We start from the raw sequence: 14,716 nt of genomic DNA on the forward strand, positions 1-14,716 counted from the left end.
CCGAATCTTGACGCGCTAACTTAGGCAACTGGAGGCCGAAGGGATCTATGGACTGGATGTTAGAAAAGTGCACGCGATATCTCTACGTGCTTGAACTAGCGAACGATAAATTCTATGTGGGACAATCCAAAGATCCAGACAAACGCATCCGCAAACATTTCAATGGGAGCGGTTCAGCGTGGACGCGCCTACATCCGCCAGTGAAAGAACTGACGCGAAGTCGCCTTGAGTACGTGGATTACCGAATGGGTGAATTGGCAGAAAACAAATTAGTACTGCAGTTGATGCACCAGCATGGATATCAAAATGTGCGCGGGGGATTCTTTTCCAACACCAACGTTGAGCACGTTGAAAAAGGGCTCATCAGCCATGGCTACGGTTTAATACTTTCGGCTGCTACATCTTCAGAATGCCTCGCAAACGCGGACTGTAACCTCGCCCCCAGACTGCCACGCAACCCAAGTGTGATTGAAACCGTGACTGAAACATCGAGTCCGACAAAGCTAAACACCGAGTATTTTCTGTTTGTTCTGACGCTGGAGGATGACTGCTACTACGTTGGCTACAGCAGCAAGCCCGATGTGAGAATCAAACGCTATTTTTCCGGCAAAGGTGCAACCTGGACAGCGCTTCACAAGCCCATCGGAGTGTTGACCACTCGTTCACTAGGCCTCCTGTGCGAGTCTGGTGCCGCTACCAAGGCTGCCGATGCCACGCTATCCATGATGAAGCTGTTCGGTTGGCGCAACGTGCGTGGTGCGGCCTGGAAGTCGGTGGATCCTGACATAACTTTTAAACAGCTTAGAACCTATGGTTACGTGCCTTCGGACTAGGCAGGCAGGCAGGCAGGATAATAAACGCCAAAATCTGGCACTCCGTAGCTAGAGACGAGAATGTCAGCAGCTTCGAGCAGAGCGGCAACTTCGACGAGGTCAACCACGGAGAAATTGGCAGGACGTTGCCCGATCGTGAACTGCGCGCCACCCTTATATTTATTCATGCTCAAGGTGTTTGCCAGTTCTGAACGTAGCCAAGAAATTCGCCATGTGACCTACGCCTGGTACGCCAACTATCGATGTCAGCTAGCTTATTCCTAGTCTGAGCGGTCGTGACCACCAGGCGCCTCTTAGCACGCGAGATCCCCACGAAGAACGTACAGCGGACTTCATGGGTGTCCTTGCCCCAATAGGCCTCCTCCTCCACACCGAGCAAAATCACCGAATCAAACTCCAGGCCCTTGCTCTTGTGGACGGTCAGAATCCGGATCGACTGATCATCAGACAGTTGGGCAAGTGCCTTGAGCAAGTCAGGCTCTTGGCCGAGTGCTGCATCGATGTGCTTCTTGATATCGCGGATGATCTCCTTCAAACGATCACGCGACTCGTAATCATGGGAAAGGCTCGTCAGTAGGCTCACGCCCACCATGGACAGAAACTCTTTGAGCAACGTCCACCTCTGAGCATAGTTTTTTGCGGCAAGGTCCTCGGCAGCAGTCTTGCGTGCCTCCTTGATGAACCTGTTCCAATCGTTTCGAACGGAACCGCCATGTTCGTCATCATCTGCGGGAATGATTCGCCTCAATAACCTCGTCCAGGCTTTCGGTTCGCGCGAACCATAGAGGCACAGCAGAAAGTCCACGACGACCAAGGCAATGGGCTCGGTGGTGACGTCCTGCATCTGATTTTCGTTACGGTAGGCGATCCCAAGCCCATCAAGCGCAGAGGTCAAACGGACGGTATAAGCCTCAGGATAACTTCTGACCAACACCGCAATTTCGGAGGGTGCCACGCCTTCGATGTTGATCCAGGTGTTGATCTGATCGGCAAGGCTGAAGGCCTCGCCGGTACAGTTATTGAAAGACTGAAGCAAGATCTCGCCGCCCTCGCCGCCCAATAGCTCTACGGGCATCTCGGAGCCGGTATCGAGGACTTTTATTAGATCGTTTTGCAGCCTGAGAAGCTGAGGTTGTGAGCGAAAATTGCGGTAGATGTTGAGATGAGTGGCCGAAAAATCTGCCTCAAACTTTCCAAACACCCCGTCGAGCGCGCCTGCCCAGCCCATGATTTTCTGTTTAACGTCGCCGACCGCAGTGACCCGGCGCGCCGTACCAACAAAAATCTTGCTGACCAGCGAGTACTGCTCGTACGTGCAGTCCTGAAACTCATCGAGAAACACGTCACTGTAAGTTTGCCTGATGGCGTTAACCGCCATCGGATAGGCGTCGAGAATCTTTAGGGCCAGCGGGATCAAAAGCCCGAATTCGGTCTGGACAGGGTGTGCCTTCCCTTTGGGGACCACTCGAAAACCCGCGTCTAACGCATCGCCGCCGGTGAGCACAGGGCGAAATCGCTCGATAATTCGCTTCGCAAAACCATGGAACGTGTAGCTGTCGAATCGGCTGGCGTAGTCGGCCCCGCATCGCCGCCACACCCGCTCCTTAAGGTTATTGCTCGCATCAACTTTGAACGCTATGGCCAAAATTCTCTTGGGGTAACGACAAGCTCCCGTGGTCAGCAGGAAGTCAGCGCGCTGGGCGAGCAGTTCAGATTTGCCAGCGCCTGGGCCAGCAGTCAGTGCCACGCACCGTTTGACCTCCCTGACGGCTGCCTCCGCATTTGGCTCCAAAACAATGCCTTCGGATGGCGTCCAATCCTCGGAGGAAATCATTCCGATAGCCCATCGATCTTGGCGATAACGAAATCCGCAAGGCGATTTAGGGACGCAGGCATGGCCGCGCGCAGTTCGTCATCTGTCAGCTTGGATAGAGCCTCGATGTGCGACTTGGGCTTGCTGTCGAGCTTGAAAAGCTTGTGGTAAGCGATGAAGTGCTTACGTTCCTTAAGGGTGTATTGAAGACGATCATGGTGGCTATCTCCGAGCACAGATTTGACCTGAGCCATTTTCGGGACAACTAGGGCTTCAGGGGCCAAGCCATAGGCGTGCGGATAAGCCTTGAGCATCGAAAAATCTAGATCCATTGGCGCTGAGAAAAACACCCCCAGAGGCTCCAGATCGGCGATGTAGGATACATATCCTGGATTCTTTTCGATTTCCAGAATCTTGATGTTGAAATCATTCCAATTTGGCAGGTCTTTGAGTTCATCATCTGACAAATATAGATCACCTGGGCGATGCTTTTTCAGCTCCTTCGCAACGTATTTTATACGTCCCCATCCCCCCCCGAAACGCGCCACATCCAGATCCAACAGCGTGACGTAAGGGATCTTGAGGCCACTAAGCAGCCTCCAGAAGTGGTTGATATGACGACCACCTAGCGGGGCGATGGTAATGGCGGCTTCATCGACTTCAAGCTTCTTCGCTGCGAGCAGCCGAGGCAGGACTATCTCCTCACTGTCGCCCTCCCCTAAGATGACCAGGCGGGAAAAATATACCTCTGGATAGGCCTGTACGGCCTCTCGCACGAACTTGTATGCCTCTCCCTTCTCATTGGGCGGCATTTGAATCTTCGTCACTACGGTGCAGCGCGATTCGTCTAGCCTCAGGTACCTGATGGCCGAAGGCTCTACGCGCCGGAGCATCGAAGGCGCATGAGTCGCGATGAGTGCCTGGGAGTCGGCAAATTTGGAGTCGCCAACCAACCCTTTGAGGGATGAAACGATTCGCCCCAAGTAATGCGGTGACAGGCTGTTCTCTGGTTCTTCCAAAGCGACGATGGTGAACACCGCAGGCCGTAGCTTTTCAGCGTCAAAGGAATTGTCATTACCATGCAGCACCGCTCGCCCGACGGCCTGAGAAGACAAAACCAGCGAGAGGTAGAGCATCGATTTTTGGCCATCACTCAGTCGTGAGAAATCGACTAGTTGCTCCCCATGACCCGGGGAGAAGGACACCGAAAGATGGCGCAGCAGCGACTCGATTTCATTGGCCATGAATGTCACGCTCGGCTGCGTGAAAAACTGGCCCTTGTGAAGTTCTTTCCAAGTCTTGGTCAGGCCGGCGCTGAGACTGAGCACGGATTCATTCTGGGTCAGGCTTTGGGAAATATCCGAGGTGAGCTGCTGGATCGTATCGCGCTGCTCGGTCCAGTTCACGGCTCGCAGCAGACGCCCTAGCAAGGCGTTCGCACCATAGGCGATATGGTCAGCCGGATCCCGGCGAGCTGGAAGGTAGTGAACCTGGATGAAGTTTCGCTCGTCTCTGGGCACCGGGGCGGTGTCGACCGGAGCATCGTCTTCATCCACGTCCAGGACGTACACGAGGCCCTGCTCGATTTCGTCGTCAATTCCGATGGTCGCATCCAGACGATACCTCACTCGGGGCACACCATCAGGAGTATCTAGGCGCATGTGACCAAAGTGAGCGGGAATCGTCGGGTGTTCGTTCTCGACGTCACTGAGTTCGGGAAAGGTGAACTCAGCCTCGATCCACAGCGCTCGCTGATCGGGAGCCTGAGTCTCATCGTGCGGGACAAAGAAATCCGATTTACGGAGTCGCCGCTGATTCGGGTCAAACGAAAAGAGGCGGCAAAGCGCCTGTAGAGTCGCGGTCTTCCCTGAGCCATTCGGCCCGATCAGGAATGTAAGGTCAGACAAATCAACAATTTCTGGTTCTGCACCAAACGATTGAAAACCAAAGATGCGAACGAACTGAAGCTTCAAAGTAGAATCCTTTCCAAGTGAGGTCAGCGGTGCTTGAGGTTATAAGATTCAATGGCAACCAGACGCTCAGTTAATCCAACCACGAGCGTTGCGATCCCTTCGGCTAATACGTCGGACTCTGGCTAAGAGGCAGTCACGACGCGCCAGAGGACGGGGCCTCATGGGGCACATGTTTGGTCTGCACGAGGAAGAGTCGTAAACCACTATGCGTACGCGAGCATTTCACGGATCTTACGCCCCCAGGCTTTATCGTGGATCAGACGTTTATGGTTGTGATCGCTGTTGATGATCTCGTCCTTGGTCAGGGTCGAAAGGACTTCCCAATCCTCGCCAAACTTATAGGTGGCGTTATCCAAATGTGAGCTCTCAAGAAGATAAATCCCACGTTTGACAAAGCCAAAGACGAAGTAGCCTTGGTAGCCACCTCGGCCCGTGGCAAAGAAATCAGGCTCGAATCGAGTAATCTCCCTGATACGGTGCTCGATCACTCCCTGCTCTGAAGGTCGCAGACCGGCCAGATATGGTTTGACGATGGCCTCTGCGCTCTTCCAAGGGTACTTCCCAGAAGGAAGCAAATCCCACTGCAGCTGGCGTGCCTGCACCTTTGCAATGCGCTTGCGCTCAACGTCGAAGATCTCAAACTCCTGGAAGAACTCGAGCATGAGGTTCGCCACGTGAATAAGCGTGGTGGACGGTTCATCGATTTTCACCCGGCGCGTCACGATGTACTCCTTCCCATCAATGACACTCAGAGAAAGGTGCTCCATGGACGGACGAACAAAATCGATGGGGTACACATCCATGGTTCGGATTTGCACACCGCTGTGATCGTTGCCATGCCAGTCTTTCCAGCTCCGGTACTGAGGGACTGATTTTTTGATGAGCGGGAGATCTCGCCGTTTGATCTCCTTGCCGCGCGCATTGAATTCGCTGACTTTGCCGATCGCCGCAGGAAGGATCGAGTCACCGTCTTTTTCAAGGTGAGCGATCGCGAGCCGCGCCTGAAGGTTTTGATCGACCTTTTCTCGCTCAATCACGAACAGCATTTCGCTGGCGCCATGCGAGTGCGCGATGATTCGATTAACGCTGTTGATTGCCTTACCTGTGACCATCACTGTCGTCCCTGCTTTCCGTGAGAGGAGTCCAAGGTAGCACACTGCCAGCAGATCTGAAGCGACTGGTCGCTTGACCGGCATTTGTCTATCGAATCCGCAGCCGTTAGTTGCTAAGGCGGGAGGTTGCTCAGGCGGTGAACGCTCAATGGACGGTAGTCAGGTGTGATGCACTTGGCGCCTAGTCGAGCGATCATCCTTGAGCTGGATCAGGTCCCAATCTGCCCCTGAAGTTCTTTATAGGCTCGTTTGATATCCCAGCGAGACAGAGTTCCCATCGCTCGACGGGCAGTTTCATAGTGCCTACAAGCTGCGAATCGACGACCACACCCACATGGGCACGGGAGTTTATTAGCCCTTCTGCGCTTCATTGAAAGCAGATCAAGCAAGCCCATGAGGACGCCCGCATCCTCGACCCCGAATATCATCCTGTAGTCGTCAATTAGCCCTTGGAAACCATGTGCAAGCTCTCCGAAAGGAAAATGAGCAACGCCCCTCTCCCTTAGCGACTGCGCATACAGAAATGGCACCAAACACAGCTCGACAAACCGTGTAAGCGTCGGTGTAACACCTAATTGCAGCCGCTGGCTCAGCAGTGAACCGAGGCACAGTGAGCGGTCCCCGTTCACGTGATTATCTCTGGAAGATGAAATTCGTCCTCCGATCTCGTAGATAACCCGGCACTGCGCCTGACCTTCGTCGACATTCTAAAACCTTCACTTTAAAGCGCTTTAAGCTCTCCAGTCGCCTTACGCATAGAGGCTCACGCATAATTCGAGCCTGATCCGGTTGAAAAAGCTCAACTCAGCGGCGCAGTGATAACGCGTCTCGGTTCGGCGTTACGCCGAAAACCTTCTTGTATTCTCGACTGAACTGAGAGGGGCTGGCGTATCCGGTCTCAAATGCGACACCTGTAACATTGGATGCTCCGGATGCGAGCAGCCGTCGGGCAGTTAGTAGCCTCAGTTGTCGCTGGTAAGCGAGCGGACTATGTGCAGTAACCGCCTTGAAATGTCGGTGGAACGAGGTGACGCTCATACCGACCTGAGCGGCAAGCCAATGCACACTCATTGGCTTATCGGCGTTCGCGCTGATCCAGTCTGCCGCGATTTTGATTTGTCCAAACCGGGTGTTGTGCGTTCCAATTTGGCGGAGCCTGGAGCCTAGCGGGCTTAACAATAGACGGTAGTAAAACTCGCGCTCGAACTGGGAGCCAAGCACTTTAAGCTCTGCTGGCGTATCAAGCAGACCGATGAAACGAACCAACGGCTCGACAAAACTGCTATCGGCTTGGGCTAACGAGATAGCGCCCGCCTGCGGAGCTGGTTGGGTCGACTCGCTCATATCGAGAAGCAAGCCAGCGACGATCCCTGCGTCGAGCATCAATTCGACACTGATATAGGGTTGTTCCGGGCTCGCCTCTACCACTTCACTCACGAACGGTAACCCGACCGCTGCCACTGCACAGGTGCCCGGATGGCAATCGAACGTACTATCGGCAATGTTCATCCGCTTGGCGCCTTGCAGTAGCAGATAAAACTTCGGCGCGAACAGAGCCGGGGTCGGAGGAACCGGAGCGTCTGTGGATCTGATTGTCAGTTGGGGAAGAGCGTTTGATAGATCGGCGCAGCCGCGATGTCGGCTCGCGATTGCGAGGAGATGTTCCAACATGAGGGATGTCGATCCTAGTCGTGCTCGCTATAAGCCAGCGGTTTCTCAAGCTAAAGCAGTTGGTAGGATCAGGCAAGGCTTTAGCACTATGTAGGATGTGGTCAGGCCGGTTTTTTGTGAAAGTGGCGGCATCCAACGTAACTTGATTTAGAGGAACGACGATGTCAGACCAACACTCACGCTTGCAGCAATTTATGGACGAGGCGTCCATCCGAAACACCATTGCACGTTTCGCCGACAGCGCGACACGCGCAGACCCCGCAATGTTTCACTCGGTTTGGGCTGATGATGGCGAATTCATCATTGGTCAAACACCTCACGGCCAGTACTCTAAAGGCGCAGACAACAATGTGGCGCTGCTTCACAAACTGCGCTCAGGCAAGGAGTTCTTCGTTCAGTTCGCACTGCCGGGGGTGATTGTTATCGACGGTGATCAGGCAACTACTCGCACATTCGTGCATGAGTCTGCACGCGGCCCAGGCGAGAAGTACTACCGCAATCACTGCATTGCGTTCGATGTGCTACAACGCTCGGGAGACGATTGGGTTTTCAAAAGCAGATCCTTTCAGTACCTCTGGCTCGACACCGGAGCGTTCGGCGGAAACGGATTCCCGCTGTTCCCGGCGGCATAGTGCCTGGCCTGACTACCTGCCCCCCGTGACAGGGCTATTCATAGGTCGATACGCGGCTGGTTGGGGCCACAAAGGGCGAGATGTAGTCGCCCGCTTACCAACGATTTGGTCTAGGCAGAACAGCTCACATACGGGCTCTGAAACCGCTTGCGAGCTTCGCAAAAGCGTCAGAGGCAACGCTTTGATACCCGTTTTTTCGACGTAACAATGCCGCTGTGCGACTAGGCAATAAGTGGGTTGTCTGAAGCTCACGCAATCCAGCTTGCTCACGCACTATCGCGTCGGGAAGGATGGTTGCCATGCGACCTTGCTTGGCGACCTTGAGCAAGATGGCAATTGAGTTCGCTTCCAGCACGATGTTCGGCGTGAAACGTTGCTTCTGGCACCAGGCATCCACTGCCGTCCGGGTCGCAAACCCAGGTGCCAGCAATGCGAAACGGAGGGTTTTCAGGTCTGCGAGTGTGAGAGGCGCCTGCCCATCAAAGAGTGAGTCGGCCGTGACCAGACAGAGTTTTTCATCGAACAAAGCTTGACTATCAATCTCGGCGCCGTGATCACCCGTAAATCCTATCGCCAGGTCAAGGGCATCGTTGATCAGAGCGTCGATTATCTGTTCGAGAGACATCTCGGTCAGGGTGATTCCCACCCCCGGATGCAACTCATTAAAGCCATCAAGCAGCGGTGCTACCAGATATTCAGTGAAGGTTGGCGTTACCCCGAGGCGTAACTGGCCGCGTGAAAGGTCGCTGACATCCATGACTGCGCGCCTGCCGGCGTCCAGCTCCCGCAGGGAGCGGCGCGCGTACTCCAGGTACACGCGCCCGGCATCCGTGGGCACGATGCGGCGACCACTGCGGTCGAAAAGCAGTACCCCCATATTACTTTCCAACTGCTTTATCTGTTGCGACAGCGCTGGCTGGGACACATGCAGTGCCTCAGCGGCACGAGTGAAATTGCCATGATCGGCGACGGCCAGCAGGTAACGGATATGACGTAACAGCACGGCCTCACCATAATCTCAGGTTATCGAAGTGATCAGTAATAGGTCTTGGATATTATGGCCTATTTTGGCGATCCTGTGCCTCAAGCAATTCCATCTGGAGGATTGATTATGCCGCACGGCAATGTTTCCAAAACACCCCGCCAAACCTTAACCGAGCGCATCTTGCAGGCCAAGACAGCAAAGAACCTTACCTGGGAGGCGCTATCCGATGGCACCGGGTTGAGCGTGGTCTATGTGACCGCTGCCTTGCTCGGTCAGCATCCGTTACCTGAAGCTGTCGCTGAGGTAGTCGCCGAGCGCCTGGGTTTGGACGCAGAGGCGATCAAGCAACTGCAAATTATCCCGCTGCGCGGCAATGCCGAAGACGTTTCCAGCGACCCGACTATCTATCGATTCCACGAGATGGTGCAGGTCTATGGCACCACACTCAAGGCGCTGGTGCATGAGCAGTTCGGCGACGGCATCATCAGCGCGATCAATTTCAAGCTGGACATTAAAAAAGTCGAAGATCCAGAAGGGGGATCACGTGCCGTGATTACCCTGGACGGCAAATTTCTGCCTTATAAACCGTTCTGAGGACGCCCAAATGAGTGAAGAAAAACGTTTACCATTACCGCCATTCACCCTCGACACCGCTATCCAGAAAGTTCGCGGGGCTGAGGATGGCTGGAATTCCCGAGACGCCGCTAAAGTCGCCCTGGCTTACACCCAAGACACTTATTGGCGTAACCGTGGTGAATTCATCGAAGGTCGCGCCCAGGCCCAGGCGTTCCTTGAACGAAAGTGGCGCAAGGAACTGGACTACCGATTGATCAAAGAGCTGTGGGCTTTTACCGATAACCGCATTGCCGTGCGCTACGCCTATGAATGGCACGACGATTCGGGCAACTGGTTCCGCTCGTACGGCAATGAGAACTGGGAGTTTGCCGCAAACGGGCTTATGCAACGGCGCTTTGCCTGCATCAATGACCTGCCGATTGCTGAATCCGACCGCAAGTACCACTGGCCTTTGGGGCGGCGTCCGGACGACCACCCTGGTTTGAGTGAACTTGGGCTCTAATACGCGATTACCTTCTCTGATGCATACGAATAGCAGTTTGGGCGCCCTTAATAAGACCATGACAGGTCAAAAACGGGCGACCCACACTGTCACAGTTCGAGCTTACTAGTCTGTTGGAGCGGCTGGGACTTGAGCGCGTCCTCAAATAGTCAGCCTCGGACCGGCAGCGTTAAGCTGAATTTCTCGGGACCAAGTCCGCATGCAGCCAAAAGCGCGTAGACGCTCAATAGCTGAGATAGAAAATTTCTTTTACTACTTTGAATCAGATAATGCCTGCCTCCTTGCCCCCGCTGCACACAGTTCGAAAAGTCCTCTCAAAAATACTGTTCCATTTGAGGTCATTATGGCCTCCTCCATCCGTCATTAATGCGAAAGAGAAGTGGCGAGCATCCTTGGGAGCGGCTTTGGGCATTCTGGTCGTAGCAACTGCCTCAGCGCTATGGCTGTATGGCATACCAGCGGCAGAACATAGCGCTCTTGCCCTCGCCATCGTCGCGCCCATAGGGGCGAGTGCTGTGCTTGTGTTTGCAGTGCCATCCAGCCCACTGGCGCAACCTTGGTCAGTCGTCGCCGGGAATACCCTATCGGCCGTGATTGGCATTGCCTGCGTCAAATGGATACCAGATGCCACCCTCGCCGCAGCTTTCGCAGTGAGCCTGGCAATTGCGGCCATGCTGGCTGCCCGATGCCTACACCCCCCTGGTGGGGCAGCAGCCTTGTTAATGGTTATCACGGGCTGCGACCAGTTCCAATATGTATTAAGCCCAGTGCTGCTCAATTCTTTGCTGCTGGTTGCTGCCGGTCTAGTTTACAACACATTCACCCGGAGCCCCTGGCTGCCTATACATTCTTCAAAAGTACAGCCGCCAACGAGCAGGTTCAGCAACGCGGACCTGGACGCAGCGCTTGTTCTTCGTAACCAGATTCTGGACATTCGCAGGGATGATCTTCAGGACCTTCTGGAGCAAGCAGAGGCATTTGCCTATCAGCGGAAAATCGGCGACCTGCGTTGTAAAGACATAATGAGCACAGAACCGATTGTCGCCCGCCAGGAAATGCCCCTACGCGAAGCCTGGACCTTAATCCGCAAACACAAGATCAAGGCGCTCCCTGTTATAGACAAGCAACGCCATCTACTAGGCATCGTGACGGTCGCCGACTTCATGCAGCAGGTGGATTTCGACGCTCATGAAGGTGTGGGATGGCATCTTAGAGCCTTGCTTCGTCAAACTCGCAACGGGCATAGAGCAGCAGTCGTTGGCGAAATCATGAGCCGGACAGTCCGCGTTTCCAGTGCAGACCGGCTGCTCATTGATCTAGTCCCAGTGTTCTCGGAAAATGGCCACCGCCACATCCCGATCATTGATGCCAAACGACATCTGATAGGCATCATCACCCAGTCCGACCTGGTCAAAGCGCTTTACCAAGCGGTGCGGGTGTAGGCAGCGTTTGGGCTTGGGATATGCGTACGTGCCTGAAGCGCAGTCGATGTTGTGACATTCAGCGACTGAGCCGCTACCCAGAGCATGCCTGGTGAAAAAGCCCTTAGTTGACGCCAACGACAGCTAAAGCCTCTGACGATTGGCAATTATTCAGCCAATTTCTGCCTGTCGCGACCGTCCGCTATGGGTCGATTGCTGCCTGTCGTGACGGGCAGCAGGCGGCCACAAGCGGCCTATGAAAATCTCTACGAGACTCGGGACTATTCAGCTTAATCGGCACCCACTCAAAGCGCTTATACCCCATATGCTGAATTTGGATTTCAACGTCCAGCGCAAGCGCGATAGCATCCTCAGGCATCCGAAGTCACCTTCTTCCCGCCAGAGAACACCACCATGCTTAAACCCTTGGCTTTTGCCGTGTTGTCAGCCATCACTTGCTCAGTGGCCTTCGCGCAAACAGACCCAGCAGACGGCCCCGCCGCCCATAGTTTCACTTTCGGCTCACTGACGATCACCGCACTACGTGACAAAGTGCACAGCATGCCTAACGACGGCAAGGTGTTCGGCAGCACCCAGGGCACCCAAGCGGTTGCCGGAGTATTGGCGGCAGCGGGCGCCCCTACCGATCAGATCACCCTGGGCATCGATGCGCTGCTGGTCAAGGACGGCCAGCACACGGTGCTGCTCGACACCGGCCTGGGCCCAAGCGCTCAAGGCGTTTTGATCCCGAGCCTGGCCAAGGCCGGCTATACGCCCGAACAGATCACCGATGTGCTGATCACCCACGTGCACAGCGACCATATCGGCGGCCTGGCGACAGCCGAGGGCAAACAAGCCTTTCCAAAGGCGGTGGTACGGATTTCCAGCCCGGACTGGAAATGGGTCCAGACTCAGCCGGAACTGGCGGACTTGATCAGGATCATCACCCCTCAGGTGAAGACTTTCACGCCGGGCGACAGCGTGGCCCCGGGCATTCGCTCCGTGCCGCTCAAGGGCCATACGCCGGGGCATGTGGGGTATCAGATCGAATCCGGCAAAAACCGTGTACTGGACGTGGGTGACCTGGTGCACAGCTCAATCATTTCACTGGCCAAGCCTGACTGGGCGATCACCTTTGACAATGATGAAGACGAGGGCGTGAAGATTCGTCGTGCAGAACTGACGAAACTGGCCGCCAGCCATGAGATCATTTTCGCCCCGCACTTTCCGTTCCCCGGCATCGGCACAATCGCAGCCGAGGGTGATCACTTCATCTGGCAACCGGCCAAGTAAACAACTCCGTTGGAGCGCCGCGGCTCAGGGCCGGGCCGCGGCCTCCAGCATGGTGCGCAGCCAGCAGTGGCCTGCGTCCTTGTCGAACCGTGAATGCCACGCTGCATACAAGCTGTAGCGCCGCACCCCCACCGGCAACGGGAAAGACTCTAGGGTTTCGGCATACCGCGCCAGGAACTGAGCCGGCAACGTACACACCAGATCCGTCGCCTGCAGCATCACCGGCACCAGGCTGTAGTACTGCACCGAAACGCCCACTCGCCGGCTGCACCCCAGCTTCGCCAACGCCTCATCCACAAACCCGTAAAAGCCCCCGCCATCACCCGATACAATCACGTGCTCAAGCTGCGTGTACTGCTCCAGCGACAATGGCCCCGCACCGCGCGGGTGGCCGATGCGCTGGGCCATCCTGAATTCCTCTTCAAGCAACGGCTGCTGAGAGGCTTTGGCCACCGAGTCTTTGCCGGTCAGAGCCACATCGACTTCGCCGTTCTCCAGCTGTTCGGCGAGCCTAGCCTTATCAAGGCTACGAAAGGCAAAGCGAATGCCCTGGCAGCCGGCTTCACGCGTCAGCTGGATCAAACGCGGCCCGATGATGGCGCCGCCGTTGTCGTTGGAGGCAATGCAAAACGTGCGGTCGGCGGTCAGCGGGTCGAACTCGGGCGTGTGGTTGATCACGTCTTCCAGCGCCTGCAAGGCCAGGCGCAACGGCTCCTGCAACCGCGCGCCGTGCGGGGTCAGGATCATGCCCTTGCCCGACAGCGCCGGGGTGAGCAACGGGTCGCCAAACAAGTCACGCAACCTCGATAGTTGCGCAGACAGCGCCGGCTGGCTGATGGCCAAGCGTGCGGCCGCGCGGGTCACGTTGCGCTCATCGAGCAAGGTGCTTAGGGAGGCCAGCAACGCCAGATTATGGCCGGTGATATTCATGACGGTTATGCCCCGTATCCCAAGAGTCGATTTCACGGTGGAGGGGAAGCTGTATAGCATTTTCACCCATCAACCGGTTACAACCAGGAGGTCAAACCCCATGCACACTTACCATTTCGGCAACGTTTCAGTGATGCGAGTGACCGAACAACGCGGTCCCGGATTTGCCCCCGAAGCGCTGTACCCCGACTGGGATCCCCTGGCGCTGGAACAGCATCACCGCCTCATGGTGCCGGACTGCTTCGACCCGCAATTGAATCGTTTTATCGCCAGCATCCATACCTGGGTGGTCAAGACACCCCATCACACCATCCTGGTCGACAGCTGCGCCGGCAACCACAAGGAACGCCCGGGCATGCCGCGCTTTCATCAACAGCAACTGCCGTTTCTTGAGCGCCTGCTCGAAGCGGGCGTGACGCCCGAGTCGGTGGACTACGTAATGTGCACGCACCTGCACGCCGACCACTGCGGCTGGAACACGCGCCTGATCGATGGGCGCTGGGTGCCGACGTTTCCAAACGCCAAGTACGTTTTTTCCCGCGCGGAACATGAGTACTGGCTCGACCAGATAGGTCAGGACAGCTTCAACGCCAACGTGTTTGAAGACAGCGTGCTGCCGGTGATTGAGCAGGGCCAGGCGCAAATCGTCGATAACGAGGGCCTGATCGGCGACGCCTTGCTGATTCATCCCACGCCGGGCCACAGCGTCGGACATCTGGCCATCGAACTGGTGCACCGCGCCCAAGGGGCCATTTTCAGCGGCGACATCATGCACCAACCCCTGCAGGTGTTCCGCCCCGAGTGGAACAGCTGTTTTTGCAGCCACCCACAACAGGCGCGAGCCTCACGTCACTGGTTGCTGGAACAGGCCGCCGGGCGCGGCCTGACCGTGTTCACCAGCCACTTCGCCAAAACTTCGGCAGGCCTTGTGACCGAAGCGAACGGCCAGTTCGACTGGCGTTTTATCTGACTTGA

At 55.7% G+C, this 14,716-nt stretch carries 13 protein-coding genes; 7 read left to right on the forward strand and 6 right to left on the reverse strand.

Annotated features, from left to right (window positions below; translation table 11 throughout):
• The first annotated feature begins 47 nt into the window (after window positions 1-47).
• Complete coding sequence (locus AB4P94_RS23095; RefSeq protein WP_395607628.1) at window positions 48-833, forward strand: GIY-YIG nuclease family protein; 786 nt, start codon at window positions 48-50, stop codon at window positions 831-833.
• Window positions 834-1,002: 169 nt separating this feature from the next.
• Here the strand turns inward: AB4P94_RS23095 and AB4P94_RS23100 are convergent, their stop codons facing one another.
• The 4 genes from AB4P94_RS23100 to AB4P94_RS23115 all read right to left on the reverse strand — a co-directional run bounded on the left by AB4P94_RS23100 (window position 1,003) and on the right by AB4P94_RS23115 (window position 7,402).
• Complete coding sequence (locus tag AB4P94_RS23100) at window positions 1,003-2,667, reverse strand: UvrD-helicase domain-containing protein (protein ID WP_395607629.1); 1,665 nt, start codon at window positions 2,665-2,667, stop codon at window positions 1,003-1,005.
• Window positions 2,664-4,619 carry an ATP-dependent nuclease gene (locus tag AB4P94_RS23105; RefSeq protein ID WP_395607630.1) on the reverse strand — a complete coding sequence of 652 codons (1,956 nt, stop codon included), beginning with the start codon at window positions 4,617-4,619 and terminating at the stop codon, window positions 2,664-2,666. Before AB4P94_RS23105 ends, AB4P94_RS23100 begins: the two co-directional genes overlap by 4 nt.
• A gap of 203 nt (window positions 4,620-4,822) precedes the next feature.
• The gene (locus tag AB4P94_RS23110) at window positions 4,823-5,731 is read right to left on the reverse strand and encodes a hypothetical protein (protein ID WP_395607631.1); all 909 of its coding nucleotides are present in this window, start codon (window positions 5,729-5,731) and stop codon (window positions 4,823-4,825) included.
• An 804-nt stretch (window positions 5,732-6,535) separates the two neighbouring features.
• Window positions 6,536-7,402, reverse strand: coding sequence for an AraC family transcriptional regulator (locus tag AB4P94_RS23115; protein WP_219268422.1), 867 nt, complete (start codon window positions 7,400-7,402; stop codon window positions 6,536-6,538).
• A 161-nt stretch (window positions 7,403-7,563) separates the two neighbouring features.
• Here AB4P94_RS23115 and AB4P94_RS23120 point away from each other — a divergent pair, with 161 nt between their 5' ends.
• The gene (locus AB4P94_RS23120) at window positions 7,564-8,034 is read left to right on the forward strand and encodes a nuclear transport factor 2 family protein (RefSeq protein ID WP_219268423.1); all 471 of its coding nucleotides are present in this window, start codon (window positions 7,564-7,566) and stop codon (window positions 8,032-8,034) included.
• Between the two features lie 124 nt (window positions 8,035-8,158).
• Here AB4P94_RS23120 and cynR read toward each other — a convergent pair whose 3' ends face one another.
• Window positions 8,159-9,037, reverse strand: a complete 879-nt coding sequence (gene cynR, locus AB4P94_RS23125) for a transcriptional regulator CynR (RefSeq protein WP_395607632.1) — start codon at window positions 9,035-9,037, stop codon at window positions 8,159-8,161.
• A 108-nt stretch (window positions 9,038-9,145) separates the two neighbouring features.
• On the opposite strand from cynR, the gene cynS reads away from it, so the two are divergent.
• From cynS to AB4P94_RS23145, 4 genes are all read left to right on the forward strand, one after another.
• The gene (gene cynS / locus AB4P94_RS23130; RefSeq protein ID WP_395611379.1) at window positions 9,146-9,613 is read left to right on the forward strand and encodes a cyanase; all 468 of its coding nucleotides are present in this window, start codon (window positions 9,146-9,148) and stop codon (window positions 9,611-9,613) included.
• 10 nt (window positions 9,614-9,623) lie between these two features.
• Window positions 9,624-10,097, forward strand: coding sequence for a DUF1348 family protein (locus tag AB4P94_RS23135; protein ID WP_395607633.1), 474 nt, complete (start codon window positions 9,624-9,626; stop codon window positions 10,095-10,097).
• A gap of 404 nt (window positions 10,098-10,501) precedes the next feature.
• Window positions 10,502-11,539, forward strand: coding sequence for an HPP family protein (locus AB4P94_RS23140; protein WP_395607634.1), 1,038 nt, complete (start codon window positions 10,502-10,504; stop codon window positions 11,537-11,539).
• Window positions 11,540-11,932: 393 nt separating this feature from the next.
• On the forward strand, window positions 11,933-12,811 hold the full coding sequence (locus AB4P94_RS23145; RefSeq protein ID WP_395607635.1) for an MBL fold metallo-hydrolase: 879 nt from the start codon (window positions 11,933-11,935) through the stop codon (window positions 12,809-12,811).
• Window positions 12,812-12,835: 24 nt separating this feature from the next.
• On the opposite strand, the gene AB4P94_RS23150 is transcribed toward AB4P94_RS23145, so the two are convergent.
• Window positions 12,836-13,741, reverse strand: a complete 906-nt coding sequence (locus AB4P94_RS23150; protein ID WP_395607636.1) for a LysR family transcriptional regulator — start codon at window positions 13,739-13,741, stop codon at window positions 12,836-12,838.
• 100 nt (window positions 13,742-13,841) lie between these two features.
• Between AB4P94_RS23150 and AB4P94_RS23155 the strand changes: the two genes are divergently transcribed.
• Window positions 13,842-14,711, forward strand: coding sequence for an MBL fold metallo-hydrolase (locus tag AB4P94_RS23155; protein ID WP_395607637.1), 870 nt, complete (start codon window positions 13,842-13,844; stop codon window positions 14,709-14,711).
• The last annotated feature ends 5 nt before the right edge of the window (window positions 14,712-14,716 follow it).

Source organism: Pseudomonas sp. B22129 (assembly GCF_044218875.1).
Classification (GTDB): Bacteria; Pseudomonadota; Gammaproteobacteria; order Pseudomonadales; family Pseudomonadaceae; genus Aquipseudomonas.

What these genes read in the sequence shown, in the direction of transcription:
- AB4P94_RS23110 (WP_395607631.1), bottom strand. Translation starts at nt 5,731, where the DNA reads ATGGTCACAGGTAAGGCAATCAACAGCGTTAATCGAATCATCGCGCAC.
- AB4P94_RS23135 (WP_395607633.1), top strand. Translation starts at nt 9,624, where the DNA reads ATGAGTGAAGAAAAACGTTTACCATTACCGCCATTCACCCTCGACACC.
- AB4P94_RS23100 (WP_395607629.1), bottom strand. Translation starts at nt 2,667, where the DNA reads ATGATTTCCTCCGAGGATTGGACGCCATCCGAAGGCATTGTTTTGGAG.
- AB4P94_RS23120 (WP_219268423.1), top strand. Translation starts at nt 7,564, where the DNA reads ATGTCAGACCAACACTCACGCTTGCAGCAATTTATGGACGAGGCGTCC.
- AB4P94_RS23150 (WP_395607636.1), bottom strand. Translation starts at nt 13,741, where the DNA reads ATGAATATCACCGGCCATAATCTGGCGTTGCTGGCCTCCCTAAGCACC.
- cynS (WP_395611379.1), top strand. Translation starts at nt 9,146, where the DNA reads ATGCCGCACGGCAATGTTTCCAAAACACCCCGCCAAACCTTAACCGAG.
- AB4P94_RS23155 (WP_395607637.1), top strand. Translation starts at nt 13,842, where the DNA reads ATGCACACTTACCATTTCGGCAACGTTTCAGTGATGCGAGTGACCGAA.
- AB4P94_RS23145 (WP_395607635.1), top strand. Translation starts at nt 11,933, where the DNA reads ATGCTTAAACCCTTGGCTTTTGCCGTGTTGTCAGCCATCACTTGCTCA.
- AB4P94_RS23115 (WP_219268422.1), bottom strand. Translation starts at nt 7,402, where the DNA reads ATGTTGGAACATCTCCTCGCAATCGCGAGCCGACATCGCGGCTGCGCC.
- AB4P94_RS23095 (WP_395607628.1), top strand. Translation starts at nt 48, where the DNA reads ATGGACTGGATGTTAGAAAAGTGCACGCGATATCTCTACGTGCTTGAA.